General features: G+C 56.5%; 24 protein-coding genes and 1 other RNA gene. 17 read left to right on the top strand and 8 right to left on the bottom strand.

Annotated elements, in window-relative coordinates:
* Positions 1-6: 6 nt before the first annotated feature.
* Positions 7-1002 carry a ubiquinone anaerobic biosynthesis protein UbiU gene (locus HMPREF3143_RS21275; protein ID WP_070534263.1) on the bottom strand — a complete coding sequence of 332 codons (996 nt, stop codon included), beginning with the start codon at positions 1000-1002 and terminating at the stop codon, positions 7-9.
* A gap of 211 nt (positions 1003-1213) precedes the next feature.
* Between HMPREF3143_RS21275 and HMPREF3143_RS21270 the strand changes: the two genes are divergently transcribed.
* Positions 1214-1738, top strand: a complete 525-nt coding sequence (locus tag HMPREF3143_RS21270) for a ubiquinone anaerobic biosynthesis accessory factor UbiT (protein WP_008501482.1) — start codon at positions 1214-1216, stop codon at positions 1736-1738.
* Positions 1732-2235, top strand: coding sequence for a GNAT family N-acetyltransferase (locus tag HMPREF3143_RS21265; RefSeq protein WP_070534262.1), 504 nt, complete (start codon positions 1732-1734; stop codon positions 2233-2235). Before HMPREF3143_RS21270 ends, HMPREF3143_RS21265 begins: the two co-directional genes overlap by 7 nt.
* On the opposite strand, the gene HMPREF3143_RS21260 is transcribed toward HMPREF3143_RS21265, so the two are convergent.
* Positions 2192-2551, bottom strand: coding sequence for a GIY-YIG nuclease family protein (locus HMPREF3143_RS21260; protein ID WP_047746878.1), 360 nt, complete (start codon positions 2549-2551; stop codon positions 2192-2194). The two genes, HMPREF3143_RS21265 and HMPREF3143_RS21260, sit on opposite strands and share 44 nt — an antisense overlap.
* Before the next feature lie 14 nt (positions 2552-2565).
* Between HMPREF3143_RS21260 and HMPREF3143_RS21255 the strand changes: the two genes are divergently transcribed.
* Complete coding sequence (locus HMPREF3143_RS21255) at positions 2566-3000, top strand: YhbP family protein (protein ID WP_021242247.1); 435 nt, start codon at positions 2566-2568, stop codon at positions 2998-3000.
* Here HMPREF3143_RS21255 and HMPREF3143_RS21250 read toward each other — a convergent pair.
* Positions 2980-3498 (bottom strand): type 1 glutamine amidotransferase domain-containing protein, encoded by a 519-nt coding sequence (locus HMPREF3143_RS21250; protein WP_008501486.1) that lies wholly within the window; start codon positions 3496-3498, stop codon positions 2980-2982. The two genes, HMPREF3143_RS21255 and HMPREF3143_RS21250, sit on opposite strands and share 21 nt — an antisense overlap.
* A 128-nt stretch (positions 3499-3626) precedes the next feature.
* Between HMPREF3143_RS21250 and HMPREF3143_RS21245 the strand changes: the two genes are divergently transcribed.
* Together HMPREF3143_RS21245 and HMPREF3143_RS21240 are read left to right on the top strand one after the other, a co-directional pair.
* Positions 3627-4271, top strand: coding sequence for an NAD(P)H-binding protein (locus HMPREF3143_RS21245; RefSeq protein WP_023326160.1), 645 nt, complete (start codon positions 3627-3629; stop codon positions 4269-4271).
* 39 nt (positions 4272-4310) lie between these two features.
* The gene (locus tag HMPREF3143_RS21240) at positions 4311-5348 is read left to right on the top strand and encodes a permease (protein ID WP_021242245.1); all 1038 of its coding nucleotides are present in this window, start codon (positions 4311-4313) and stop codon (positions 5346-5348) included.
* A 65-nt stretch (positions 5349-5413) separates the two neighbouring features.
* Here HMPREF3143_RS21240 and dolP read toward each other — a convergent pair whose 3' ends face one another.
* From dolP to HMPREF3143_RS21220, 4 genes are read right to left on the bottom strand one after another with little or no spacing between them, the layout of a single operon-like run.
* Positions 5414-5989, bottom strand: a complete 576-nt coding sequence (gene dolP / locus HMPREF3143_RS21235; protein ID WP_008501489.1) for a division/outer membrane stress-associated lipid-binding lipoprotein — start codon at positions 5987-5989, stop codon at positions 5414-5416.
* A 9-nt stretch (positions 5990-5998) separates the two neighbouring features.
* Complete coding sequence (diaA, locus tag HMPREF3143_RS21230; protein ID WP_003861754.1) at positions 5999-6589, bottom strand: DnaA initiator-associating protein DiaA; 591 nt, start codon at positions 6587-6589, stop codon at positions 5999-6001.
* Positions 6590-6610: 21 nt separating this feature from the next.
* Positions 6611-7006, bottom strand: coding sequence for a YraN family protein (locus HMPREF3143_RS21225; protein WP_023616281.1), 396 nt, complete (start codon positions 7004-7006; stop codon positions 6611-6613).
* Positions 6964-9129: a penicillin-binding protein activator gene (locus tag HMPREF3143_RS21220; RefSeq protein WP_008501491.1), complete on the bottom strand. Its 2166-nt coding sequence runs from the start codon at positions 9127-9129 to the stop codon at positions 6964-6966. The genes HMPREF3143_RS21225 and HMPREF3143_RS21220 overlap by 43 nt, the downstream gene beginning before the upstream one ends.
* A 62-nt stretch (positions 9130-9191) precedes the next feature.
* On the opposite strand from HMPREF3143_RS21220, the gene rsmI reads away from it, so the two are divergent.
* A complete protein-coding gene (gene rsmI / locus HMPREF3143_RS21215; RefSeq protein ID WP_021242243.1) occupies positions 9192-10055 on the top strand; it encodes a 16S rRNA (cytidine(1402)-2'-O)-methyltransferase in 864 nt (287 codons plus the stop codon).
* Between the two features lie 155 nt (positions 10056-10210).
* On the opposite strand, the gene garD is transcribed toward rsmI, so the two are convergent.
* A complete protein-coding gene (garD, locus tag HMPREF3143_RS21210; RefSeq protein WP_070534261.1) occupies positions 10211-11782 on the bottom strand; it encodes a galactarate dehydratase in 1572 nt (523 codons plus the stop codon).
* A gap of 373 nt (positions 11783-12155) precedes the next feature.
* Between garD and garL the strand changes: the two genes are divergently transcribed.
* From garL to HMPREF3143_RS21155, 11 genes are all read left to right on the top strand, one after another.
* Positions 12156-12926 carry a 2-dehydro-3-deoxyglucarate aldolase gene (gene garL / locus HMPREF3143_RS21205; protein WP_023326156.1) on the top strand — a complete coding sequence of 257 codons (771 nt, stop codon included), beginning with the start codon at positions 12156-12158 and terminating at the stop codon, positions 12924-12926.
* A 21-nt stretch (positions 12927-12947) separates the two neighbouring features.
* Complete coding sequence (gene garR / locus HMPREF3143_RS21200; protein ID WP_070534260.1) at positions 12948-13838, top strand: 2-hydroxy-3-oxopropionate reductase; 891 nt, start codon at positions 12948-12950, stop codon at positions 13836-13838.
* Between the two features lie 59 nt (positions 13839-13897).
* An RNA gene (rnpB, locus tag HMPREF3143_RS21195) (RNase P RNA component class A) lies at positions 13898-14274 on the top strand.
* Between the two features lie 687 nt (positions 14275-14961).
* Complete coding sequence (gene tdcA / locus HMPREF3143_RS21190) at positions 14962-15882, top strand: transcriptional regulator TdcA (RefSeq protein ID WP_008501504.1); 921 nt, start codon at positions 14962-14964, stop codon at positions 15880-15882.
* Between the two features lie 101 nt (positions 15883-15983).
* Positions 15984-16973, top strand: a complete 990-nt coding sequence (gene tdcB / locus HMPREF3143_RS21185) for a bifunctional threonine ammonia-lyase/L-serine ammonia-lyase TdcB (protein WP_070534271.1) — start codon at positions 15984-15986, stop codon at positions 16971-16973.
* Positions 16974-16982: 9 nt separating this feature from the next.
* Positions 16983-18314 (top strand): threonine/serine transporter TdcC, encoded by a 1332-nt coding sequence (gene tdcC / locus HMPREF3143_RS21180; protein ID WP_008501506.1) that lies wholly within the window; start codon positions 16983-16985, stop codon positions 18312-18314.
* A 30-nt stretch (positions 18315-18344) separates the two neighbouring features.
* On the top strand, positions 18345-19553 hold the full coding sequence (tdcD, locus tag HMPREF3143_RS21175; RefSeq protein ID WP_070534270.1) for a propionate kinase: 1209 nt from the start codon (positions 18345-18347) through the stop codon (positions 19551-19553).
* Positions 19554-19568: 15 nt separating this feature from the next.
* Positions 19569-21863 (top strand): formate C-acetyltransferase, encoded by a 2295-nt coding sequence (gene pflB, locus HMPREF3143_RS21170; RefSeq protein WP_023294643.1) that lies wholly within the window; start codon positions 19569-19571, stop codon positions 21861-21863.
* A gap of 152 nt (positions 21864-22015) precedes the next feature.
* On the top strand, positions 22016-22426 hold the full coding sequence (locus tag HMPREF3143_RS21165) for a Spy/CpxP family protein refolding chaperone (RefSeq protein WP_070534259.1): 411 nt from the start codon (positions 22016-22018) through the stop codon (positions 22424-22426).
* Positions 22427-22687: 261 nt separating this feature from the next.
* A complete protein-coding gene (locus HMPREF3143_RS21160) occupies positions 22688-24019 on the top strand; it encodes an SLC5/6 family protein (protein WP_070534258.1) in 1332 nt (443 codons plus the stop codon).
* A gap of 20 nt (positions 24020-24039) precedes the next feature.
* Positions 24040-25341 carry an L-cysteine desulfidase family protein gene (locus HMPREF3143_RS21155; RefSeq protein WP_070534257.1) on the top strand — a complete coding sequence of 434 codons (1302 nt, stop codon included), beginning with the start codon at positions 24040-24042 and terminating at the stop codon, positions 25339-25341.
* Positions 25342-25394: the final 53 nt, after the last annotated feature.

Raw genomic sequence — 25394 nt, 5'->3', positions numbered from 1 at the left:
ATTTTCTCACTGCCATTTACGGTGATACGCGCCCAGCGTGGTTTGCGTGCCTTCGGACATCGATCCGAGCGTTTCCATCCAGGCCTGCTGCGGCGCGTAGTTCTGCGGATCCGCCATGCAGCGGTCGATAGCCTGACGCCACACTTTCGCCACCTGGCTCACGTACGCCGGGCTGCGCTGGCGACCTTCGATTTTCACCGAGGCAATATTGGCCGCCAGCAGTTCCGGCAGCAGCTCCAGCGTGTTAAGGCTGGTGGGCTCTTCCAGCGCGTGGTAACGCTCGCCGTCCACCAGATAGCGGCCTTTACACAGGGTAGGATAACCGGCGTTTTCACCGTCCTGATAGCGGTCGATCAGCACCTCATTCAGGCGAGATTCCAGCCCCTGCGGCGTTTGCTGCCAGCGAACGAAGCGGGCAGGGGAGCAGGCCCCGACGGTATTCGGTGACTCGCCGGTCAAATAGGAGGAAAGATAGCAACGGCCTTCGGCCATAATGCACAGGCTACCAAAGGCAAAAACTTCCAGCGGCACTGGCGTGACGCGCGCGAGTTGCTTAACCTGATGAATAGAGAGTACGCGCGGCAGCACCACGCGGGCCACGTCAAAGTTTCGGTGATAAAAACGCACGGCCTCTTCGTTGGTGGCAGATGCCTGAACAGAGACGTGGCGCTCAATATGGGGATAGCGTTCTGCCGCATACTCAAGCATGGCGAGGTCGGCCAGAATCAGCGCATCGGCACCCAGCTGTGCCGCCATATCCACCGCGCGCTGCCAGCGGGCGTAGCCGTCAGGATGAGCAAAGGTATTGATGGCGATATGCAGCTTGCGGCGGTGCTGGTGAACGAAGTTAACGGCTTCCTGAAGCTTTTTCTCCGTAAAGTTGAGGCCAGCAAAGTGGCGGGCATTGGTGTCATCTTTCAGCCCGATATAGACCGCATCGGCCCCATTTTCGATGGCCGCCATAAGCGCCGGAAGGTTTCCGGCAGGGCAGAGCAGCTCCATAATTTATCCTGATGTTGTCGATCGCAAAAATGTTAACGAGCTGGGATTTTAATTAACCCATACGCGACAATTTTTGATTTAAGGCAGCTAATGGCGTATTGATGGCACCAATAATGAGGTTGTCCGGACGACGGTTTGTTGATTTACGCCGCTATGTTATGCGTCGGATATGGCAAAATAGCAGGACTATAGATATCAGGGAGTAAAGCTCGTGCTGGATAAACTGCGTTCACGTCTCGTACAATTTGGCCCATCAATGCTGAGCGTGCCGGTAAAACTGGCGCCGTTCGCGCTTAAACGTCAGGTGCTGGAGCAGGTCCTGAGCTGGCAGTTCCGCCAGGCGCTGCAGGATGGCGAGCTGGAATTCCTGGAAGGCCGCTGGTTGAGCATTGAGGTACGTGACATCGGGCTGCGCTGGTTTACCTCCGTTGAGAATGACCAGCTGATCGTCCGCGAAACCGCCGAGGCGGACGTGAGCTTTAGCGCCAACGCCAGCGATCTGCTGATGATTGCCGCGCGCAAGCAGGATCCGGATACGCTCTTCTTCCAGCGCCGTCTGGTGATTGAAGGCGACACGGAGCTGGGCCTGTACGTTAAGAATTTAATGGATGCCATTGAGCTGGAGCAGATGCCGAAAGCGCTGCGCGTGATGTTAATGCAAATGGCAGATTTCGTTGAGGCCGGGCTGAAAACCCCGCCGGACAGTAAACACACTTCAGTAGGTGAGCCATGCTGATTCGAGTCGAAATTGGGATTGATGCACCGGGTATCGATGCGTTATTACGCCGCGCTTTTGAGAGCGATGCGGAAGCCCAACTGGTCCACGATCTCCGTGAAGACGGCCTGATCACGCTGGGGCTGGTTGCCACCGATGATGAAGGTCAGGTGGTGGGCTATGTTGCCTTCAGTCCGGTCATCGTTCAGGGCGAAGAGTTGCAGTGGGTCGGTATGGCACCGCTGGCGGTGGATGAAAACTATCGCGGGCAGGGGCTGGCGCGCCAGCTGGTCTATGAAGGGCTGGATTCGCTCAATGAGTTCGGTTATGCGGCCGTTGTCACGCTGGGCGATCCGGCATTCTATGGCCGTTTGGGCTTCGAGCAGGCCGCGCATTACGATCTGCGCTGCCGCTGGCCGGGTACGGAATCCGCTTTCCAGGTGCACCGTCTGGCGGACGACGCGCTCAACGGCGTCAATGGTCTGGTTGAATACCACGACCATTTCGATCGCTTTTAATCAGGCTCTCGCGTAGCGCCTCAAAGGAGCCGTCTCCGGTCACGAGGCGCTCTTTCTGGCGCTTCGTCAGCTGTTTGATGCGGTATTCCAGCCTGAGCGCCAACGATCGGTCACCGACGGGCGCCGAAAAGGCGAGCTGTAATTCTCCTTTCCCCCGCAGCGCTTTTGCCCCTTTCCCCGTTTGATGTTGTAAAAAACGCCGCGCCACATCGGTGGTGATCCCGGTGTAGAGTGCGTTATCAGCGGTTCGGACAAGATAGAGAAACCAGCACACGGTAAACAGATTCAGTATGTTAAGGTGAACGCACCATAGCATGAGAGAGAACGAAAATGGAAACACTGGCCGCCATTAACCGCTGGCTGGCGAAGCAGCACGTCGTCACCTGGTGCGTCTACAGCGAGGGTGAGATGTGGTGCGCAAACGCGTTTTACTACTACGATCCGGAGCGCGTCGCATTTTACGTCATGAGCGAAGACAAAACGCGTCATGCGCAGATGGCTGGTCAGCAGGCCAAAGTCGCGGGCACGGTAAATGGCCAGCCGAAGACAGTCGCGCTGATCCGTGGGGTACAGTTTAAGGGGGAAATCCGTCGCCTGGACGGAGAAGAGAGCGACGCGCGTCGCAAGCACTACACGCGCCGCTTTCCGGTCGCCGCTGCGCTAAAAGCCCCGGTGTGGGAAATCCGCCTCGATGAGCTGAAATTTACCGACAACACCCTGGGCTTTGGCAAGAAGCTGCACTGGTTACGCGCCGAGCAGGCGTAGCGCTTCGCGGTTAAACGCCGGGAGATCGTCCGGTGTCCGGCTGGTGATCAGCTGGTCTTTGTCGTTGACCACCTCCTGATCGTAAAACTCGGCGCCCGCATTTTTCAGATCGATAACGATCGGTTTCACCGCCGTGAGCTTACGCCCGCGTACAACCTCCGCGCTGATGAGCAGCTGCGGCCCGTGACAGATGGCAAAGACCGGTTTGCCGGTAGAGACAAAGTCCCGGGTGAAGGTCACGAAGCGCTCGTCTCCGCGCAGGGAATCCGGTGAATGGCCGCCGGGTAAAAGCAGGGCGTCAAAATCTGAGGGGCTCACGTTATCGATAGTCTCGTCGATGGTCACGCTGGCCTCGCCCTTATGGCCTTTCACCGTTTTGCCCGCCTCTTTCTCGATGGTGATGACCTCATGTCCCGCCTTGCGGAACGCCTCTGCAGGAGAGGTGAATTCTGAATCTTCAAACTCGTCGGTAATCAAGACTGCGATTTTCTTGCCCATGCTTCCTCCGTTGTTTTGGCTTCAGACTGATTTTTCTCCGCTTGTGGTAAATACTTACCTGTAACAGACTTCTAAGTGTGGTCGACGACGCTGAGTTCGCAAACGGACAATTCTGTAAAGGGGATACGATGAGTCAGGTATTGATTACCGGTGCTACCGGATTAGTAGGCGATCATCTGCTGCGGCTGCTGATTCAGGATCGCCGCGTGAACTACATCGCCGCCCCGACGCGTCGACCGCTGGTGGACATCTCCGGGGTCTTTAATCCGCACGATCCCCAGCTGACGGATGCGCTGGCGCAGGTCCAGGACCCGATTGATATCGCCTTTTGCTGTCTGGGCACCACGCGGCGGGAGGCGGGGAGCAAAGAGGCATTTATCCACGCCGACTATACGCTGGTGGTGGACACCGCGCTTACGGCGAAAAAGCTGGGAGCCAGACATTTTCTGGTGGTCAGCGCGCTGGGCGCCAGTGCCGGATCGCCTTTCTTCTACAACAAGGTGAAGGGCAAGATGGAGGATGCGCTGATTGCGCAGAAATGGGAGCAGCTGACGATAGTGCGCCCCTCAATGCTGATCGGCCACCGGGACGAGCGCCGCTTTAACGAGTCGATATTTGCCCCGCTGTTTCGGATCCTGCCCGGCAACTGGAAATCTATCGAGGCGCGGGACGTCGCGCGTGCGATGTTAAAAGAGGGACTGGCTCCGTCGAAAGCGGGCGTAAACATTATCCCTTCGGCAAAACTGCGTGAAATCGCGCAGGGCGAGGCGTAAACTCCCCCGGCTAATTACTCATACTCTCCGGGGAATGCTATGACTGGTCAGTCTTCATCTCAGGCGGCAACACCTGTTCAATGGTGGAAGCCCGCACTCTTCTTTCTCGTGGTCATCGTTGGCCTTTGGTACGTGAAATGGCAGCCGTACTACGGCAAAGCCTTCACCGCCGCCGAAACGCACAGCATCGGTAAATCTATTCTCGCTCAGGCGGATGCCAGCCCGCTTCAGGCGGCGTGGGACTATGCCATGGTCTACTTCCTTGCCGTCTGGAAGGCCGCCGTCTTAGGCGTGATCCTGGGCTCACTGATTCAGGTGCTGATCCCGCGCAACTGGCTGATGAAAACCCTCGGACAGCCGCGCTTTCAGGGGACGCTGCTGGGAACGATCTTCTCCCTGCCGGGCATGATGTGCTCCTGCTGCGCTGCGCCCGTGGCGGCAGGGATGCGCCGCCAGCGCGTGTCGATGGGCGGCGCGCTGGCGTTCTGGATGGGCAACCCGCTGCTCAACCCGGCAACGCTGGTGTTTATGGGTTTTGTGCTCGGCTGGCATTTCGCGTTCATTCGTCTGGTGGCCGGACTGCTGACCGTGCTGGTGGTGGCGACGCTAGTGCAGAATCTGGTGAAGGATAAGGCGCCAGAGTCCGCGTCTGTTGAGCTGGACGTCAGCGAGCCGCAGGGCGGGTTCTTTGCGCGCTGGGGCAGGGCGCTATGGCAGCTTTTCTGGAGCACCATCCCGGTCTATATCCTGGCGGTGCTGGTTCTCGGGGCGGCGCGCGTCTGGCTCTTCCCGCATGCGGATGGCGCTATCGACAACACGCTGTTGTGGGTCATTGCGATGGCCGTTGCAGGCTGCCTGTTTGTGATCCCTACCGCCGCAGAAATTCCTATTGTTCAGACCATGATGCTGGCCGGCATGGGCACCGCACCGGCACTGGCATTGCTCATCACGTTACCGGCCATCAGCCTGCCGTCGCTGATTATGCTGCGTAAGTCATTCCCGGCGAAAGCGCTGTGGCTCACCGCGGGGCTGGTGGCGTTGAGCGGGGTGATGGTGGGAAGCATTGCGCTTCTGTGAAAAACGCCCGGTGGCGCTACGCTTACCGGGCCTACAAAAAAATCCCCTCACTTGAGGGGATTTTTTTATTTAATGTAAGTAAACGCGGTGGTGACGTGCTTCACGCCGCTCACCCGGCTGGCGATATCGGCCGCTGCTTTCCCTTCACGTTCGGTCACCAGACCCAGCAGGAACACTTCACCGTTTTCCGTTGTCACCTTCACGTTGGAAGATTTCACCTGGTCCGAGCCCAGCAGCTGGGAACGTACTTTGGTGGTGATCCAGGTATCGGAAGAGGCATCACCCAAACCAATTGGCTTGCCCTGACGCACTTCGTTAAACACCTCTGTGGTCCCTTCAACGCCCATCGCAATCTGTTTCGCACGCGAGGCGAGCTCCATATTCGGCGCCTGGCCTGCCAGCAGCACTTTGCCCTGATAAGCCGTCACGTTGATACGCGCCTCTTTCTTGATCTGTTCGTCTTTCGACAGCGCACTGTTGACGCGCAGCTCCAGCGTACCGTCATCCACCTGTGTTCCCACAGTGCGCGGATCGGTTGCCGCTTTGGTGCCTACTGCGGCGGTACCCACAACGGCCGCAGCGATACATCCCTGAAGCAGTAATGCAGACATAAGGACTGCGAGGGTCGATAAAGCCTTCATAAGAACTCCTTAATCATCCTGGTGAGGGAAAAGCGTGTTATCGATCAAGTCACATAAGCAGTTCACCGTGAGCATATGCATTTCCTGAATACGCGCGCTCCGGTGAGACGGAATGCGGATTTCCACATCCTGCGGCCCAAGCAGACCCGCCAGCTCACCCCCGTCATAGCCGGTTAAGGCCACGATAGTCATGTCGCGGGTGACGGCGGCTTCAACAGCTTTGACAATATCCCGGCTATTGCCGCGCGTGGAGATAGCCAGCAGCACATCTCCGGCATGACCCAGGGCTCGCACCTGCTTTGCGTAAATTTCGTCATGCAGACGATCGTTAGCAATCGCCGTTAAGACCACATTATCGGTATTAAGTGCAATGGCAGGTAAACTGGGTCGTTCTGTTTCAAAACGATTGATCATGCTGGCAGCAAAATGCTGTGCGTTGGCGGCTGACGTGCCGTTGCCACAACAGAGGATTTTGTTGCCGTTTAGCAGGGATTGCACCAGCGTCATTGCGGCACGCGAGATAGCATCCGGAAGGGCTTCCGCCGCGGCAATCTGAGTCTGGATGCTTTCTGTGAAGCACACTTTAATTCTTTCGAGCACGTTATCCCTTTTAAATCTCAATTATGCGTCTTCGCCAAAAGCGTTTTTAAGCCATTCGATCTCATTTCCGGTGAAGGCTATCACATCGAACCGGCAATCCACAGTATCAAAACTCCCATTATGGCGGGCAAGCCACAAGTGGGCAGTCTGTAATAATTTATGTTGTTTGGCGAGCGTCACGCTGGCGGCAGCACCGCCAAAACGGGAGGACTGTCGAAAGCGCACTTCTACAAACACGGTGACCTGACCATCTTTCATGATCAGGTCGATTTCGCCACCACGTCCACGGACGTTGGCGGCGATAAAACGCAGTCCTTTGCCTTCAAGCCAGCGACGCGCCTTTAACTCCCACGCATCGCCGGTTTGTTTGCGGCTTAACTGGCCGGGACGATCTGCCCCTGCTGGTATTTGAGCCATGATAACTTCCTGTTAATCACACAATCCTGGGTCGCGGTCAGATCGCCGGTGTTGCCGTTAAGCTCGAAGCCCGGCACCTGACGCATCTGGGTAAAGTGGTTCGCCAGCGCCCACGCATCAACCCCCATCGCATACAGACGCGCCAGAGAGTAATCGTTACGCACCGCGCTCAGCGCCTGCTGCATCAGGGATGGATTGCTGCCGGCCAGCATCGGGATTTCGCTGTACTGCAGACCGTCCATTTCCAGACGGAAATCCGGGCCTGCGGTGCCCTGTGCGCTGCGGGAGCTGGCGTAGAGCGTTGCGCCGCTCTGGCTGCCGTTACGCATCGCAATCATCGGTTTGATAAAGGCGATCTCCTGCGGCGTGGCAACGATATAGGCCGCATCCACTTTACCGCCACCGCTAATCTGCGCGTCGGTTGGCGGCGCAGGGATCGTCAGGCCGCCAATCGTCACGCCCTGCTGCTGTGGCAGGCTCGCGGTGACCGGGCTACCGTTAAGGGCGATACCCGCCCCGCCGTTTACGCCTGCGCGCAGTTCAGAGACGGAACCGAATTTCTGCTGCAGCACCACGCCGCCGCCCAGCTTCTGCCACTCATCGGCAAAGGCATTGGCCACGCGATCGCCCAGCGTGCTGCGTGGGATGAGCAGCAGCGGAGCCTGCTTACCCTGCTCGTGAATATGACGCGCCGCATCGCGGGCTTCATCTTCTGGAGAGAGTGCGAAGTAGCAGATATTGGCCCGGTTCTGAACCTGCTCTGGCTGGTTGAGCGCCAGCACGTTCAGCGTGGTATTGCTCTTCATCAGCTCTTCCACGTTGTTCTTCAGCAGCGGACCGACAACGATGCTCGCCCCGTCCTGCTGTACCTGCGCCAGCACCTGGTCAAGCGGCTGCGAGCTGGTGTCGTAGATTTTCAATTCAGCGCCCGGGTTGGCGCTGGTGGTTGCCACGGCCTGCGGCTGCGCGGCAGGTTGAGCCGCGGGTTGTGCAGGCTGCTGTTGAGGCTGTTCTGCTGTTGTGGCAGGAGCTGGTGCCGTTTGCGTCTCGGCCGGAGCCTGGGCCGCAGGTGCTGCTGTAGCCGGTGCAGCTTCAGCTGGAGGCGTCGTCGGGGCCGTCACAGGGTTTTGCATCGTGCCCTGCGCTGGCGTTTGCGCCGTGGTCAGGTCGCTGGTCTCTGCGGCGGATGGGCTGACAACATCATTATTCACATTAGCCGCCTGGGCTGCCTGTGCGGGAACGGCGCTGCCGGCTACCGACGTCGTGCCGTTTTTCGCCGCTTCAAAACCCTGCTGAATGGTACGTCCAAACACCGCCGCCTGGCCGTTGAGCGGCAGAAGCAGGGCGATTTTGCTGGTGGACGCTGGCTTAAAGTTCTGCACGTTCACCAGCTGGGTTGGCAGCATTTTCGCGCCCGGGTTTTGCGGGTAGCGCGTCTGCCAGTCCGTAATACCGGCTTTCAGCATCTTAGGATCGCTGCGGTTGTTAAACCACATCTGCTGCAGATCCAGCCAGCCCTGCAGGACGTTTTCATCGGCGTTGATGACCAGCGCCTGCGCCTGTTCCTGCGTCATCGACGCCAGCGCTTGCCAGGTGGCATCAATATTCTTCTGCTTATCAGCACCGCCAAGCAGCGGCTCTTGCGCGACGAGCGCGCGGAGCAAGGTCAGCGAAGGGCGTCCCTGCTCAGCGGTAATACCCGCCTGCCAGAAGCGCGCCTGCTGATTTTTATCCAGCGCGCTTACGTCGATATCACCGAGGATCTTCTTCGCGGCGGCGTAATCTTTCAGCGCGACTTTCAGCTCGGCAGAGAGCAGGCTCTGCTCGCGACGCTGTGCGTCGTTAAGATCTTTTGGCAACTGGTTAAACAGTTCGGCTGCCCGCTGGGTTTTACCCTCTTTCAGCAGTGCACGAATGGCGAGTAATTGCCAGTTGGTCTTGGTATCATTTGAACTCTGCGACATTTGTTGCAGATAAAAGCCAGAATCAGCCTGAGCAGAACCCTGGAGATGGGCGGTGCTCTGGTCAGGTGCCTGGGTGCCACAGCCTGCAAAGATCAGGGCTGCCAGCAGAAGCGGCACGCTGCGCGTGGCTTTTTTTCGAAGAAACGTTAACGGTACCATACTGTATCCAGTGATTTTTTTTACGCAATGCTCAATATTAAATCGGCAATACGGACGAAACAATGAAACAACACGAAACGGCAGATAATTCTCAAGGCCAGCTTTATATTGTACCTACTCCTATCGGGAATTTGTCTGATATTACCCAACGTGCGCTCACCGTACTGCAAGCTGTTGATTTAATTGCTGCTGAAGACACCCGCCACACCGGCCTGCTGCTGCAACATTTCGCGATTAACGCCCGTTTGTTTGCGCTGCACGATCACAATGAGCAACAAAAAGCCGAAACGCTGGTGGCGAAGCTGAAAGAGGGGCAGAACATAGCCCTGGTCTCCGATGCCGGTACGCCGCTGATCAACGATCCGGGCTATCACCTGGTGCGTACCTGTCGCGAAGCCGGTATTCGCGTTGTGCCCCTGCCGGGACCGTGCGCCGCGATTGCGGCGTTAAGCGCCGCAGGTCTGCCGTCTGACCGTTTCTGCTATGAAGGCTTTCTGCCTGCTAAATCAAAAGGCCGCCGCGACGTCTTAAAAGAGCTGGAAGCGGAACCGCGCACCCTGATTTTCTACGAATCCACGCACCGCCTGCTGGAGAGCCTGGAAGATATGGTGACCGTCTGGGGGGAAGGCCGCTACGTGGTGCTGGCGCGCGAGCTGACCAAAACCTGGGAAACCATCCACGGCGCACCGGTGGGCGAGCTGCTGGCGTGGGTGAAGGAAGACGAAAACCGCCGCAAGGGTGAAATGGTGCTGATTGTCGAAGGGCACAAGGCGGAAGAAGACGCCCTTCCTGCCGACGCGCTGCGCACGCTGGCGCTGCTGCAGGCAGAACTGCCGCTGAAGAAAGCGGCGGCACTGGCGGCGGAGATCCACGGCGTGAAGAAAAATGCGCTCTATAAGTATGCGCTGGAGCAGCAGGGGGAGTAAGGCATCCCCTGCCGGTTTTTGCCGGGTGGCGGCTACGCCTTATCCGGCCTACGGATCGTTATGTGTCTTTTAGCTAGCAGGTATCGCCTCAACCTGGAAGGTTTGCGGCGTGTCCGACGGGTTACCTAAATGCGGGATAGATGTGGGACGGAAAATCACGTCACCGGTGCCGGGTTAAACACCGCCAGCTGATTATGCAATCCCCATTGGTCCGAGAAGGTTTTCTTTCGCCCGCTGGCGACATCCAGAATGAAGTGGAACAGCTTCCAGCCCACGTCCTCAATACTCTCCTCCCCGGTAGCGATGGTGCCCGCGTTGATGTCCATTAAGTCATACCAGCGGTTTGCCAGCTCGGTGCGAGTCGCCATCTTGATCACCGGCACCGCCATCAGGCCGTACGGCGTGCCGCGCCCGGTGGTAAAGACCTGTACCGTAATGCCGGATGCTACCTGCTGCGTGCCGCACACAAAATCGCTGGCCGGCGTTGCCGCGTAGATAAGGCCGCGTTTCGTCGGGCGCTGGCCCGGAGAGAGCACTTCTGCAATGGCGCTCTGCCCGGATTTGGCAATAGAGCCGAGGGCTTTTTCCACCACGTTTGCCAGGCCGCCTTTCTTGTTGCCCGGAGACGGGTTGGCGCTGCGGTCGGTTTTGCCCATATCGAGATAGTTATCGTACCAGGCCATCTCCTCAAGCAGTCGCTTGCCGACCTCTTTATTAACGGCGCGCGGCGTCAGCAGATGGATGGCGTCACGCACTTCAGTCACCTCGGAGAACATCACCGTGGCGCCGCAGCGAACAAGCAGATCGGACGCATAGCCCACCGCCGGGTTGGCCGTCACGCCGGAGAAGGCATCGCTGCCGCCGCACTGGGTTCCGACCACCAGCTCCGACGCCGGGCACGTTTCGCGCCGGCGGCGGTTGAGCTTGTCCAGATGGCGTTCTGCTACCTGCAAAATATCGTCGACCATTGAGCGGAAACCGACGTGGCGTTCGTCCTGCAGGCGCACGATGCTGGCCTCGTCTGCCGGGATGGCTTTGACATCCTCGGTCCCCTGCAGCAGGCGTTCTGGCTGCAATTTTTCACAGCCGAGGCCAATGACCATCACTTCGCCGCCAAAGTTGGGGTTCAGGGCGATATTGTGGATGGTGCGGATAGGCACCACCGCAGCGGGCGCGTTAATCGCCACGCCGCAGCCGTAGAGATGGTTCAGTCCCACCACGCCGTCGACGTTCGGGTATTTTGGCAGCAGATCGCGTTCGATGATTTTCACCACGTAATCCACGACGCCCGCCACGCAGTGCACGCTGGTGGTAATGCCGAGCAGATTTTTAGTGCCGATGCTGCCGTCCGCATTGCGATACCCTTCAAAGGTATAGCCTTCCAGCGGGGGAAGCGGTTCCGGCACGCGGGTTGCCAGCGGAAGCGTGTTCAGCGGCGGCGCTTCTGGCAGCGCCACCAGCGACTCCTCCACCCAGCTTCCCTGCGGTATCGAACGAACGGCATAGCCGATGACTTCACCGTAACGCACAATTTCGCTTTCAGCAGGGATATCCACCAGGGCGACTTTGTGTCCCTGCGGAACATGCTCAGTCAGTTCCAGCCCGTCCGGGAAGCGGGTTCCTGCTTTTAAGCCATTGTCGTTGACGATAATCGCCACGTTATCGGCGTCGTGCACTTTTATATAAAACTCCGTCGGCGGTGCCTGTCGAATTTCAATGTCGGCCATTGGTCAGTATTCTCCAGCAAAATTCTGATAATAGGTTCAGCCATTTTTCTGATGGTAGAAATAAATACGCGGCTTTCAGAAATAAAGCATGTCAGCAGATTCAATATCAAAATGTGATCCCGATCGCTCGCGAGCCCGTAATCCTTGATTCTGTGCATTAGCGCCCAGTGCTTTGTGCATATGCAAAAATTTTTATCAAAAAATAGCGTAATACCTGAGCATTAAAACAATGTGCGGTCGTGGATTGCATCTTATACTGAATGACGATTTTATTACGCCAGAATATGTCCGAATAATAAATATCATGCTGGCGCGGTGTCTGAATAAATAAAATGATGCTGAAAAAGGCTGCGGAATTAAAAAGGTAAATACGATGAATAACGCTATCTTCCCGAATAAATTTAAAGCGGCTCTCGCAGCGCACCAGATTCAGATTGGCTGCTGGTCCGCGCTGGCAAACCCTATCAGCACCGAAGTGCTGGGCCTGGCCGGTTTCGACTGGCTGGTGCTGGACGGCGAACATGCACCAAACGATATCAGCACGTTTATTCCGCAGCTGATGGCGCTGAAAGGCAGCAACAGTGCCCCGGTGGTGCGTGTCCCCACCAACGAACCGGTGATTATTAAGCGTCTGCTGGATATCGGCTTCTACAACTTCCTGATCCCGTTTGTGGAGACGGAAGAGCAAGCGGCGCTGGCCGTGGCGTCAACGCGCTATCCTCCCGAAGGGATCCGCGGCGTTTCCGTTTCGCACCGCGCCAATATGTTTGGCACCGTCCCGGACTATTTCGCGCAGTCCAACAGCAACATCACCATTCTGGTTCAGATCGAGAGCCAGCAGGGCGTCGATAACGTCGACGCGATTGCCGCCACAACCGGCGTGGACGGGATCTTCGTCGGTCCAAGCGATCTGGCTGCCGCCTTAGGCCATCTGGGTAACGCCAGCCACCCTGACGTGCAGCGCGCGATCCAGCACATCTTTGCCCGCGCCAAAGCACACGGCAAGCCGTGCGGCATTCTGGCGCCGGTTGAGGCTGACGCCCGCCGCTACCTGGAGTGGGGAGCCACGTTTGTTGCCGTCGGCAGCGACCTCGGCGTTTTCCGCTCGGCTACGCAGAAATTAGCGGACGCTTTTAAAAAATAACCATCATTGAGGAAACAGATTATGACGCTGAAAGTGGGTTTTATTGGCCTGGGGATCATGGGTAAACCAATGAGTAAGAACCTCATTAAAGCAGGTTACTCGCTGGTGGTCTCCGATCATAATCCACAGGCCGTGGCTGAGGTGATAGCGTCTGGCGCAGAAGCAGCCACCACCGCGAAAGCCATTGCCGAGCAGTGCGATGTCATCATCACCATGCTGCCAAACTCCCCGCACGTCAAAGAAGTCGCGCTGGGTGAAAACGGCATTATCGACGGCGCGAAACCGGGCCTGGTGCTGATCGATATGAGCTCTATCGCACCGCTCGCGAGCCGTGAAATCAGCGAGGCGTTGAAAGCGAAGGGCGTCGATATGCTGGATGCACCGGTCAGCGGCGGCGAGCCGAAAGCCATCGACGGCACGCTGTCGGTCATGGTCGGCGGCGATAAAGCTATTTTCGATAAATTTTACGACCTGATGAAAGCGATGGCGGGCTCCGTGGTACACACCGGGGAGATCGGGGCGGGTAACGTGACCAAGCTGGCAAACCAGGTGATCGTGGCACTCAACATTGCCGCCATGTCTGAAGCGCTGACGCTGGCAACCAAAGCGGGCGTCAATCCGGACCTGGTCTACCAGGCTATTCGCGGCGGTCTGGCAGGCAGTACGGTGCTGGATGCCAAAGCGCCCATGGTCATGGATCGCAATTTCAAACCCGGTTTCCGCATCGACCTGCATATTAAAGATCTGGCGAACGCGCTGGATACTTCCCACGGCGTGGGCGCACAGCTGCCTCTGACCGCGGCGGTCATGGAGATGATGCAGGCGCTGCGTGCCGATGGCCTGGGCACGGCCGATCACAGTGCAATTGCATGCTACTACGAAAAACTGGCGAAGGTGGAAGTGGCGCGTTAATCACGGCTTACCCACAGCCGAGGGTGACAGCGGCGCGCAAACCCTCTATACTGCGCGCCGAAGCTGACCAGACAGTCGCCGCTTCGTCGTCGTCCCTTTCGGGGGAGACGGGCGGAGGGGAGGAAAGTCCGGGCTCCATAGGGCAGGGTGCCAGGTAACGCCTGGGGGGGAAACCCACGACCAGTGCAACAGAGAGCAAACCGCCGATGGCCCGCGCAAGCGGGATCAGGTAAGGGTGAAAGGGTGCGGTAAGAGCGCACCGCGCGGCTGGTAACAGTCCGTGGCACGGTAAACTCCACCCGGAGCAAGGCCAAATAGGGGTTCACATGGTACGGCCCGTACTGAACCCGGGTAGGCTGCTTGAGCCAGTGAGCGATTGCTGGCCTAGATGAATGACTGTCCACGACAGAACCCGGCTTATCGGTCAGCTTCAACTTCTTAGGGAACCCCGCTTCGGCGGGGTTTTTGCTTTCTGGTTGTTGTAGGCCGGGTAAGCGCAGCGCCACCCGGCACCACACAAACGACATCAATTCTCATATTTGCGACATTAAGCACATTTCACTGTTTTTCACTCGCCGGTTCCGCCTCGGCATCTGCAGACGATCGCCATCACAAAATTTAAATCTAAAAAACCGGCGATCTGTAGTATTGATAATTTGTTATGATTGTTAGCTTAATGTTCGTAAATCTTTTCTCGTTTGATGTGCGCTTATTGAAATCAAATACATTTCCTCCGTGAATATGTGACGTATTCCACTCTTTTCCTGAAATTTGAAAATTTACGTCGTAAAAAATGGCTTAAATGAAAGTATGTTTCAAACAAATGACGGTTATTTATTAGCCTTTAATTGCCTGAAATATCGTCTTTATTGTTTTTTTAAGAACGGTGAAATAAATCCGGGTTATCGCCATAAAATAAATTTATTAGCGCTATTTTTGTTGATCAATATCAGCGTTGTAGCGTATTTAATTACCATCAATACATTGATTTATAAGGTTTTTAATGGGTTTTTGAAGCGTGAGTTAAGGGTTGCTCAAAGCAAATTGTGAGTAACAGCACATACCCCCTGAAACATTATTGAGTAGAATTCACCCCGTCATAGGGAAATAAGCGCAGAATATTATGAACACTATTATTCTACCGAAAACACAGCACCTCGTGGTATTTCAGGAAGTCATTAAAAGTGGCTCCATAGGTTCTGCTGCAAGACAACTGGGCCTGACGCAACCCGCCGTCAGCAAAATCATCAGCGATATCGAATCTTACTTCGGTGTGGAAGTGATGGTACGTAAAAATACGGGCGTAAAACTGACGGCTGCAGGCCAGGTTCTGCTCTCGTACTCCGAGTCGATCACCCGTGAAATGAAAAACATGGTGAGCGAAATCAACAGTCTCAGTTTTAGCACCGTTATGGATGTCTCCTTTGGCTATCCGTCGCTGATTGGTTTTACCTTCCTGTCTGAGATGATCAAAAAATTCAAGGAAGTGTTCCCGAAAGCGCGCGTCTCAATGTATGAAGCTCAGCTCTCCTCTTTCCTCCCGGCCATTCGCGATGGTCGTCTGGATTTCGCTATCGGCACGCTGAGCGATGAAATGCTGCTGCAGGATCTGCACGTCGAACCGCTGTTTGAGTCTGAGTTTGTGCTGGTCGCCAGCAAAACGCGAACGTGCACCGGCCCGACGACACTGGCATCGCTTACGCACGAGCAGTGGGTGATGCCGCAAACCGATATGGGCTACTACAAAGAACTTCTGACCACTCTGCAAGACAACCACATCAGCATCGAAAACATCGTCCAGACCGATTCCGTCGTCACCATTTATAACCTTGTCCTGAATGCCGATTATCTGACGGTGATTCCCCGCGACATGATTGCCCCATTCGGTTCGGATCAATTTATTGTGCTGCCCGTGGAAGACGAATTACCCGTGGCGCGTTATGCCGCCGTGTGGTCTAAAAATTACAGGATTAAAAAATCGGCGTCAGTATTAGTTGAGCTGGCTAAACAATATTCGTCGATGAATATCGAAAGACGACGATGAATAATAAGTTTTTATTTTAAAAAATACCCAGAGCTTAACGTATTAACGCTCTGATACCCTGACTTTGCCTGAAAAGAATGAATTATTATAACGAGGATATTATGCATATTACCTACGATCTCCCGGTAACCATTGAAGATATTCAGGACGCCAGAAAACGACTGGCAGGCAAGATATATAAAACCGGTATGCCGCGCTCGAATTATCTCAGCGAACGGTGTAAGGGCGAAATATTCCTTAAGTTTGAGAACATGCAGCGTACCGGTTCGTTCAAAATTCGCGGCGCGTTTAATAAATTAAGCTCGCTGACCGATGCTGAAAAGCGCAAAGGCGTGGTCGCCTGCTCTGCGGGAAACCACGCGCAGGGAGTGTCGCTCTCCTGCGCCATGCTCGGCATCGACGGTAAAGTGGTGATGCCGATGGGCGCACCAAAATCTAAAGTGGCCGCGACCCGCGACTACTCGGCGGAAGTGGTGCTCCACGGTGAGAACTTCAACGACACCATCGCTAAAGTGAGCGAAATCGTCGAGATGGAAGGGCGCATTTTTATTCCGCCTTACGATGACGCCAAAGTGATCGCCGGGCAGGGCACCATCGGCCTCGAAATTCTCGAAGATTTATACGACGTGGATAACGTCATTATCCCTATCGGCGGCGGCGGATTAATTGCCGGGATTGCAACGGCGATTAAATCCATCAACCCGACCATTAATATTATCGGCGTACAGTCTGAAAACGTGCACGGAATGGCGGCCTCCTGGCAGGCAGGAGAAATAACCAACCATCGCGTTACCGGCACGTTAGCCGACGGCTGCGACGTCTCTCGTCCGGGTAAATTAACCTTCGAAATCGTTCGTGAACTGGTCGATGACATTGTGCTGGTGAGCGAAGACGATATTCGCAACAGCATGATTGCCCTTATTCAGCGAAATAAAGTGGTGACGGAAGGCGCCGGCGCGCTGGCCTGTGCCGCGTTATTAAGCGGCAAGCTTGACCACTATATTCAGGGCCGCAAAACCGTTTGCATTATTTCCGGCGGCAATATCGATCTCTCCCGTGTTTCCCAAATTACCGGCTTCGTTGACGCATAAAGGTGACCTATGAGCAACACAGAAAGCATTATCGTTGGCCAGACAAAAACGTCCTCCTGGCGTAAGTCTGATACCACCTGGACGCTTGGCCTGTTTGGTACCGCCATTGGCGCAGGCGTGCTGTTCTTCCCCATTCGCGCAGGCTTTGGAGGCTTAATCCCTATCCTGCTGATGCTGGTTCTCGCGTTCCCGATTGCGTTTTACTGCCACCGCGCGCTGGCGCGCCTCTGCCTGTCCGGCAGCAACGTCTCCGGCAACATCACCGAAACGGTGGAAGAGCATTTCGGTAAAACCGGTGGGGTGGTGATCACATTCCTCTACTTCTTTGCCATTTGCCCGCTGCTGTGGATTTACGGCGTCACTATTACTAACACCTTCATGACCTTCTGGGAAAACCAGCTCCAGCTGCCTGCGCTAAACCGCGGCGTGGTGGCGCTGTTCCTGCTGCTGCTGATGGCTTTTGTTATCTGGTTTGGTAAAGACCTGATGGTGAAGGTGATGAGCTTCCTGGTGTTCCCGTTTATTGCCAGTCTGGTACTGATTTCCCTGTCGCTGATCCCTTACTGGAACTCCGCGGTGATCGACCAGGTCAACCTGAGCGATATCGCCTTCACCGGCCATGACGGCATTCTGGTCACGGTGTGGCTGGGGATCTCCATCATGGTCTTCTCCTTCAACTTCTCGCCTATCGTCTCCTCGTTTGTGGTCTCCAAGCGCGAAGAGTACGAGCCGGAGTTCGGTAAAGAATTCACCGAGCAGAAATGTTCCAAAATCATCGGTCGCGCCAGCATGCTGATGGTCGCCGTGGTGATGTTCTTCGCCTTTAGCTGCCTGTTTACGCTCTCTCCGCAGAACATGGCGGACGCCAAAGCGCAGAACATTCCGGTGCTCTCTTACCTGGCGAACCACTTTGCCTCCATGTCCGGCACTAAATCGACGTTCGCGACGGTACTGGAATATGGCGCTTCCATTATTGCCCTGGTCGCTATCTTCAAATCTTTCTTCGGTCATTACCTGGGCACGCTGGAAGGGCTGAATGGCCTGATCCTCAAGTTCGGCTACAAAGGCGATAAGAAGAAGGTCTCTGTCGGCAAACTGAACACCATCAGCATGGTGTTCATCATGGGCTCCACCTGGGTTGTCGCGTACGCCAACCCGAACATTCTCGACCTTATCGAAGCCATGGGCGCGCCAATCATCGCCTCTCTGCTGTGCCTGCTGCCGATGTACGCCATCCGCAAAGCACCGGCCATGGCGAAATATAAGGGCAAACCCGAGAACATCTTCGTCACGGTTGTGGGCCTGCTGACCATTCTGAATATCGTTTACAAACTGTTCTAACCCATTGCTCAGGAAGAGCGGAGTCACATGATGATTGAGTTTCCGGTTGTACTGGTAATTAACTGCGGTTCGTCCTCTGTTAAGTTTTCGGTGCTCGATGCCAGCAGCTGCGACGCCCTGATGACGGGCATTGCAGACGGCATCAACACGGATAAAGCCTTTATTTCCGTGAACGGGGGTGAGCCAGCCAGACTGGCTCACCAGGACTACGAAGGGGCGCTGGCTGCCATCGCCCTGGAGCTGGAGAAGCGTGACCTGATGAGCAGCGTGGCCTTAATTGGCCACCGCATTGCGCACGGTGGTGACCTCTTCAGCGAGTCGACCCTGATTACGGAAGAGGTGATTGAGCAGATCCGCCAGGTCTCCCCGCTGGCGCCGCTGCATAACTACGCCAACCTGAGCGGCGTGGAAGCCGCAGAGCGCCTGTTTCCGGGCGTGCAGCAGGTCGCGGTATTTGATACCAGCTTCCACCAGACGCTGCCGCCGCAGGCGTACCTGTACGGTTTGCCGTACCGCTATTTTGAAGCGCTGGGCGTGCGCCGCTACGGTTTCCACGGCACCTCTCACCGCTACGTGGCCGCGCAGGCGCACGCGCTCCTCGGGCTGTCCCCCGATGACAGCGGCCTGGTGGTTGCCCACCTCGGCAACGGGGCGTCCATCTGCGCGGTGCGTAACGGCGAGAGCGTGGATACGTCCATGGGCATGACGCCGCTGGAAGGACTGATGATGGGTACGCGCTGCGGCGACGTGGACTTCGGCGCGATGGCGTGGATTGCCCAGCAGACCGGCCAGTCGTTTGAGGATCTGGAGCGCGTGGTCAACAAAGAGTCCGGGTTGCTGGGGATCTCCGGTATCTCCTCCGATTTACGGGCGCTGGAGAAAGCCTGGCACGCTGGCAATGAGCGGGCGCAGCTGGCTATCCAGACCTTCGTTCACCGTATAGCGCGACATATCGCCGGGCATGCGGCGTCGCTGCACCGCCTCGATGGGGTGGTCTTTACCGGCGGCATCGGCGAAAACTCAACGCTTGTCCGCGCGCTGGTGGCGGAACATCTGAAAGTGTTCGGCATCCGCCTCGACGACGCCAAAAATGCCCTGCCGGGTAGCGCGGGTGAGCGCGTCATCTCCACTGATACCTCCCGCGTGATCTGCGCGGTGATCCCTGCCAACGAAGAAAAAATGATCGCGCTGGACGCCCTCCGTCTTGGGAAGGTTACCCCGGCTGCGGCTTACGCCTGATAAAGCGAGAATCTGATGAAAGTAACAATCGAAACGGGCGTCGCGCCCTACAGCGACGCATGGGCCGGGTTTCGCGGTGAAGAATGGAAAAACGCCGTCAACGTCCGCGATTTTATTCAGCATAACTACACCCCTTATGAAGGCGATGAAGCTTTCCTCGCGCAGGCGACGCCAGCAACGACGGCGCTGTGGCAGAAGGTGATGGTCGGCATTCGTCAGGAGAATGCCACCCACGCCCCGGTGGATTTTGACACCAACATTGCCACCACCATTACGGCCCACGGGCCGGGCTACATCGACCAGGATCTGGAGACGATCGTCGGCCTGCAAACCGACAAGCCGCTCAAGCGCGCCCTGCATCCGTACGGCGGGATCAACATGATCCGCAGCTCGTTCGAAGCCTATGGCCGGGAGATGGATCCGCAGTTTGAATACCTGTTTACCGACCTGCGCAAAACCCACAACCAGGGCGTGTTTGACGTCTATTCGCCGGAGATGATGCGCTGCCGCAAATCCGGCGTGCTGACCGGTTTGCCGGACGGCTACGGGCGCGGGCGCATCATCGGCGATTACCGCCGCGTGGCGCTCTACGGCATCCGCTATCTGGTGCGCGAGCGTGAGCTTCAGTTCGCCGATCTGCAGGGCAGGCTGGAACGCGGCGAAGATCTGGAGGCGACGATCCGCCTGCGGGAGGAGCTGGCGGAGCACAAGCGCGCGCTGCTGCAGATCCAGCAGATGGCGGCCAACTATGGCTTTGATATCTCACGCCCGGCGATGAACGCCCAGGAAGCAGTGCAGTGGCTCTATTTCGCCTACCTGGCGGCGGTGAAATCCCAGAACGGCGGAGCGATGTCGCTGGGGCGCACGGCCTCGTTCCTCGATATCTACATCGAACGCGACATGCAGGCGGGGCGGCTGAACGAGGTGCAGGCGCAGGAGCTGATCGACCACTTCATCATGAAGATCCGCATGGTGCGCTTCCTGCGCACGCCGGAATTCGACACGCTCTTCTCCGGCGATCCGATCTGGGCCACGGAAGTGATCGGCGGCATGGGGCTGGACGGCCGCACGCTGGTGACCAAAAACAGCTTCCGCTATCTGCACACCCTGCACACCATGGGGCCCGCGCCGGAGCCGAACCTGACGATCCTCTGGTCTGAACAGCTGCCGATCGCGTTCAAGAAATACGCCGCGCAGGTGTCGATCGTTACCTCGTCGCTGCAGTATGAGAACGACGATCTGATGCGTGCGGACTTCAACAGCGACGACTACGCCATTGCCTGCTGCGTCAGCCCGATGGTGATCGGCAAGCAGATGCAGTTCTTCGGCGCGCGCGCCAACCTGGCGAAAACGCTGCTGTACGCGATCAACGGCGGGGTGGACGAGAAGCTGAAGATCCAGGTGGGGCCGAAAACCGAGCCGCTGCTGGACGACGTGCTGGATTACGACACCGTAATGGCGAGCCTCGATCACTTTATGGACTGGCTGGCGGTGCAGTACATCAGCGCGCTGAATCTCATTCACTACATGCATGATAAGTACAGCTACGAAGCCTCGCTGATGGCGCTGCACGATCGGGATGTCTACCGCACTATGGCCTGCGGCATTGCCGGGTTGTCGGTAGCGGCAGATTCCCTGTCCGCCATTAAATACGCCACGGTGAAGCCGGTGCGCGACCATACCGGTCTGGCGGTCGATTTCGTGATAGAAGGGGATTATCCGCAGTACGGCAACAACGATGACCGCGTGGACAGCATCGCCTGCGACCTGGTGGAACGCTTTATGAAGAAAATTCAGGCGCTGCCAACCTACCGCAACGCGGTGCCGACTCAGTCGATCCTGACCATCACCTCCAACGTGGTTTACGGGCAGAAGACCGGGAACACGCCGGACGGACGACGCGGCGGCACGCCGTTTGCCCCAGGCGCGAACCCCATGCACGGCCGCGACAGAAAAGGGGCGGTGGCCTCGTTAACGTCGGTCGCCAAGCTGCCGTTCACCTATGCCAAAGACGGGATCTCTTACACCTTCTCCATCGTGCCGCAGGCGCTGGGCAAAGACGAGCTGGTGCGCAAAACCAACCTGGTAGGGCTGCTGGACGGGTACTTCCATCACGAAGCGTCTATTGAGGGTGGGCAGCACCTGAACGTTAACGTGATGAACCGGGAGATGCTCCTCGATGCCATTGCGCATCCGGAGAATTACCCGAACCTGACGATCCGCGTTTCGGGCTATGCGGTGCGCTTTAATGCGCTGACACGCGAGCAGCAGCAGGACGTGATTTCGAGGACGTTTACGCAGGCGATTTGACGAAAACCTACTCTCATGCCCCCTCACTGCAGGGGGTATTTTTTTGCCCGCTAAACATACAAAATTGTTTATATAATTACTCACACATATTCATCCGCTCTTGAAAAACAATGCTCCTGCTTTTTCCTATAACAGCATGTAAGGACTGTAAGATGATGAAAATGAACCGCATTGCGTTGGCTGCTGCTTCACTGGTGGTGTGCAGTTTTACGGCGCAGGCCGCGAACGTTGAGGCTGCCCCGTCACCGTCCCAGGATCCTCTGGTACAGCACCTGAAGCTCAGCAATGAGCAGGTGAAAAAGATTGAAGATCTGCATAAGCAGCTGGAACAAAATGTCAGCAAGATCCCGATGACGGGCGTGAAGGACGGTGCGCTGATCGACATGTTCCAGGCGGGCAAATGGGACGAAAGCACGGTGAAAAGCCAGCTTAGTGCATTCAGCAAAATTGAAGAGCAGACCCGCTATTACCGCGTGAAATATTACTTCGACGTCAGTCAGGTATTGACGCCGGAACAGCGCAAACAGATTAGAACGGATATGGCTAACGCGCTGGCTAACTGATTTCCTGCCCGCGCACCGCGCGGGTTTTTATTTCTTGATCGTCGTCACTTTTAGAAAAATACCGTCTATCAACTCATTAACAAAGCAAATTTTCCTCTATCATTCGAAAATCCTCATAAAAGTTGTGACTTTTTTCTCCCTCGCTCCGGTTAATATTTTCTCACATCAATAACAAGCACCTGCTGCCATCTGAATCGCCATCGCTGGCGATCGGAACCTTATAAAAACAACTGTTTACCCTACAAAATAAGCGAGTGCCCCATGGATACGGCAACAAACAGCAGTGTCATTGTGAATGATTCCCCCGCGGCAAGGCGGGCGGGAATGAGTGAAAGCGAGTGGCGAGAGGCGATCAAATTCGACAGCACCGACACGGGTTGGGTCATCATGAGTATTGGGATGGCTATTGGCGCGGGGATTGTTTTTCTCCCGGTACAAGTCGGATTAATGGGGCTGTGGGTCTTTTTGCTCTCGTCCATTATTGGTTATCCCGCCATGTATTTATTCCAACGGTTGTTTATTAACACGCTGGCAGAATCCCCGGAATGCAAAGACTATCCGAGCGTAATTAGCGGGTATTTGGGTAAGAACTGGGGAATTTTATTAGGTGCGCTCTATTTCGTGATGCTGGTGATCTGGATGTTTGTCTATTCCACGGCCATTACCAACGACAGCGCCTCGTATTTGCACACCTTCGGCGTGACCGACGGTTTGCTCTCGGAAAATCCGTTCTACGGTTTATTCCTGATTTGCATTCTGGTCGCGATTTCTTCACGCGGTGAAAAGCTGCTGTTTAAAGTGTCCAGCCTGATGGTGCTGACCAAATTATTCGTAGTTGCCGCGCTGGGCCTGTCGATGATCGGCCTCTGGCATTTAGCCAACGTGGGCATGCTGCCGCCGATGGGGCTGCTGATTAAAAACGCCATCATTACGCTGCCCTTTACCTTAACCTCCATTCTCTTTATTCAGACCCTGAGCCCGATGGTGATCTCTTACCGCTCGCGTGAAAAATCGGTGGAGGTGGCGCGTCATAAGGCGCTGCGGGCGATGAACATTGCTTTTGGTGTCCTGTTTGTGACGGTCTTCTTCTATGCCGTCTCTTTCACCCTGGCGATGGGGCACGATGAGGCGGTCAAAGCCTACGAGCAGAATATCTCTGCCCTGGCGATTGCGGCGCAGTTTATCAGTGGCGACGGCGCGGGCTGGGTCAAAATCGTCAGCGTGATCCTCAATATCTTCGCCGTGATGACCGCGTTCTTCGGCGTCTACCTCGGCTTCCGCGAGGCCACGCAGGGTATCGTCATGAACATCCTGCGCCGCAAAATGCCGGCAGAAAGAATCAATGAAAACGCCGTCCAGCGCGGGATTATGCTGTTCGCCATTCTGCTGTCCTGGAGCGCGATAGTCCTGAACGCGCCGGTGTTGAGCTTCACCTCCATTTGCAGCCCCATCTTCGGCATGGTGGGCTGTCTGATCCCGGCATGGCTGGTCTACAAGGTACCGGCGCTGCATAAATATAAAGGCGTATCGCTGGTGATTATTGTCATCACCGGACTGCTGCTTTGTGTTTCTCCTTTCCTCGCATTCTCCTGAGGGTAATTAAGGTCGTAACGATGTCTGAGCAAACTCATCCTTTATGGAATCAATTTATTCGCGCGGTGCAGGAAGAAGTGAAGCCTGCCCTTGGGTGTACCGAACCCGTCTCTCTGGCACTGGCCTGTGCGATTGCCGCAGACCTCCTGCCGGGGGAGGTCACTCGGATTGAGGCGTGGGTCTCGCCGAACCTGATGAAAAACGGGCTGGGCGTGACGGTGCCGGGTACCGGCATGGTCGGGTTGCCCATAGCTGCGGCGCTGGGCGCAATTGGCGGTAATGCGCACGCCGGACTGGAGGTGTTGAAAGATGCCACAGCCGATGCACTGGTCCGCGCCAAAGCCCTGCTTGAGGCAGGGCAAGTGCAGGTAAAACTGCAGGAGCCCTGCGATGAGATCCTCTATTCCCGCGCCTGCGTTTATGCCGGGGAACTCTCGGCAATGGTGACCATCGCGGGCGGGCATACCCGGGTGGTGGAAGTGGTTTGCCAGGGGGAAACGCGCTTTACGCTGGATAAGCCCGTGACCGAGGTGGATGACAACCCGCTGGCAGTACTGTCGCACGCTACGCTGTCGCAGATCCTGGAATTTGTCGAGCAGGTGCCGTTTGAGGCCATTCGCTTCATCCTGGAAGCAGGGCAACTGAACGATGCGCTCTCCCGCGAAGGGCTCAGCGGGAAGTGGGGGCTGCATATTGGCGCAACGCTTGAGAAGCAGCGCTCGCGCGGATGGCTGGCGCAGGATCTGGGTTCAGACATTGTTATTCGCACCAGCGCCGCCTCGGATGCCCGGATGGGGGGCGCAACGCTGCCGGCGATGAGCAATTCGGGCTCCGGTAACCAGGGGATCACCGCCACCATGCCCGTCGTTGTTGTGGCTGAGCACCTTCAGGCCGGTGACGAACGGCTGGCGCGGGCGCTGATGCTGTCGCATCTGTCGGCGATCTATATCCATTACCAGCTTCCTCGCCTGTCCGCACTGTGCGCGGCGACAACCGCGGCAATGGGCGCTGCGGCAGGAATGGCGTGGCTGATGGGTGGCCATTACCAGACCATCGCAATGGCGATCGGCAGTATGATCGGTGACGTCAGCGGGATGATCTGCGACGGGGCGTCAAACAGCTGCGCCATGAAGGTTTCCACCAGCGTCAGCAGCGCCTGGAAAGCGGTGATGATGGCGCTGGATGAGTCGGGCGTGACGGGCAACGAGGGGATTGTCGCGCACGATGTGGAGCAGTCGATCGCGAACCTGTGCGCACTGGCGTGCCGCTCGATGCAGGCAACGGACCGGCAGATTATTGAGATCATGGCGAGTAAGGTGTAGCGAGTTCAGGGCTCTATCGGTTCCCTCTCCCTGTGGGAGAGGGTTAGGGTGAG

It is taken from the genome of Enterobacter sp. HMSC16D10, assembly GCF_001807145.1.
In the GTDB taxonomy this organism is placed as follows: Bacteria; Pseudomonadota; Gammaproteobacteria; order Enterobacterales; family Enterobacteriaceae; genus Enterobacter; species Enterobacter roggenkampii.
The sequence above is the reverse complement of the archived record's forward strand: the minus strand, read 5'-3'. Positions and strand labels throughout refer to the sequence as shown.